This window comes from Aliidiomarina sanyensis (genome assembly GCF_003987175.1).
Lineage (GTDB): Bacteria > Pseudomonadota > Gammaproteobacteria > Enterobacterales > Alteromonadaceae > Aliidiomarina > Aliidiomarina sanyensis.
The window spans coordinates 1-1927 of sequence record NZ_PIPM01000034.1 but is presented as its reverse complement, the minus strand read 5'-3'; the positions used below and the strand labels follow the sequence as shown (position 1 = coordinate 1927).

General features: G+C 53.7%; 1 protein-coding gene. It reads left to right on the top strand.

Annotation, left to right across the window (positions count from 1 at the left end; translation table 11 throughout):
* The first annotated feature begins 586 nt into the window (after positions 1 to 586).
* Positions 587 to 1855, top strand: coding sequence for a group II intron reverse transcriptase/maturase (gene ltrA / locus CWE11_RS11940; protein WP_198675652.1), 1269 nt, complete (start codon positions 587 to 589; stop codon positions 1853 to 1855).
* The last annotated feature ends 72 nt before the right edge of the window (positions 1856 to 1927 follow it).

Here is a 1927-nt window from a genome sequence, read left to right as displayed (position 1 = left end):
GTTGTGCGCCGGGCACGGCGCGTTGCGCCCTGACGGGTGCTATTCCTGTACAGGTGGTACTGACAGGATGACTTGGAGGTGAGAGTCCTCTGTGAGCCCGGTAAGGGGAATCACTAGCTGAACCGCAAGGGTGTTCACCGTGAGGTGAAATCTGAAGGAAGCGGAAAGCAAAACACTGGCCTGACGAACAGAAATCGCATACGAGGCGGTCATAGTGGGTAAGGCAACAACTATTGTCAAAGCCCGATACTTACACGGAAACTATGGACGTAGATGCGGCAGGTATAAGTGGGAAGGTCACGCGCATTACCCCGGGAGGTCTGTTGCTCTGCCTTGGGCTACTGATGCTATGAGGTATCAGGATGGGGCAACAGAAGTCAGCCGAGGCCGTAGTAGGTTGGTCACCGCCAACTAAAGGGCTGAACATAGGTTATGAATCGGAGCCTGTTGATTCGATGATGTTATACACCACAGCAAGAGCGATATGCTCACCTAACCCAAACCGCGAGGCCAGAAGTCGACGCGGCACGGTTGGGTTGTGCAGTACATCGCGGCATCAATTAGAACAACTCCGAGCGGGGCTGATATGAACGTAATGTCAGTGATACTTGAGCGGTCAAATATGCTGCAAGCCTACCAACGGGTATGCCGAAACAAAGGCGCTCCGGGGGTAGATGGTGTAACCACAGATGAGCTGAAAGGCTATCTGCAACAACACTGGCAGCACATCAAACAACAACTGTTGGACGGCAATTATCAACCGCAACCGGTACGCAAGGTAGAGATACCCAAGCCCGGTGGCGGTACGCGAATGCTTGGCATTCCGTGTGTGATAGACCGGCTTATCCAACAGGCGATGCATCAGGTATTAAGCGAGCAGTTTGAGCCGATATTCTCACCGCAGAGCTACGGGTTCCGACCGGGTAAGAGCGCCGCGCAAGCGGTGCATCAAGCTCGGGACTACATGGAGTCCGGCAAGCGCTGGGTGGTGGATATTGATATGGCGAAGTTCTTTGACCGAGTGAATCACGACATCCTCATGTCGCGTATCGCTCGGGTAATCAAGGACAAAACTGTACTCAAACTGATACGCCGCTACTTACAAGCAGGCATCATGGACAATGGAATCGTGACAGCACGAACAGAGGGCACACCGCAAGGTGGACCGCTCTCACCGCTGCTGTCGAACATTCTCCTGCATGAGCTGGACATGGAACTGACGAAACGAGGCCACAGCTTCTGTCGCTACGCGGATGACTGCAACATCTATGTGAGCAGTGAACGAGCAGCGCACCGAGTGCTTGCCTCGACCACGAAGTTCCTTGAACAGCGCCTGAAGCTTCAGGTTAATCGTGAGAAAAGTGCCGCCGATAGGCCTTGGAAGCGCAGCTTTCTTGGTTACACGGTATGTGGCCGGAAATACAATATCCGGCTCAAGGTTGCTGATAAAAGCGTGAAGCGCCTGAAAGGTAGCCTCAAAGCACTGCTTCGCATGGCTAAAGGCTGGAACATCCGCAAGACGATAAGCGAACTCGCCCCTAAACTGCGTGGATGGATAAACTACTTCCATCACGCAGATACCAAAGGCATCTTTAATGAGCTCGATGGTTGGCTTCGCCGCCATCTGCGAAAGATACTCTGGCGACAATGGAAGCGAGGCCTAACTCGTGCGCGGATGTTGATGCGGCTGGGTATTGCTCAGAAGCGAGCGGAACTAAGTACGACCAATGGGCGCGGCCCATGGTGGAACTCGGGTGCTTCGCACATGAATCAGGCAGTACCGAAGAAGTTGTTTGATAGACTGGGTCTGGTATCGCTGATGGACAGTTACCATCAGCTCAAATGTAACCTATGAACCGCCGTGGTACGGAACCGTATGCCCGGTGGTGTGAGAGGACGGAGGCCAGGAGGCCTCCTCCTACTCGAT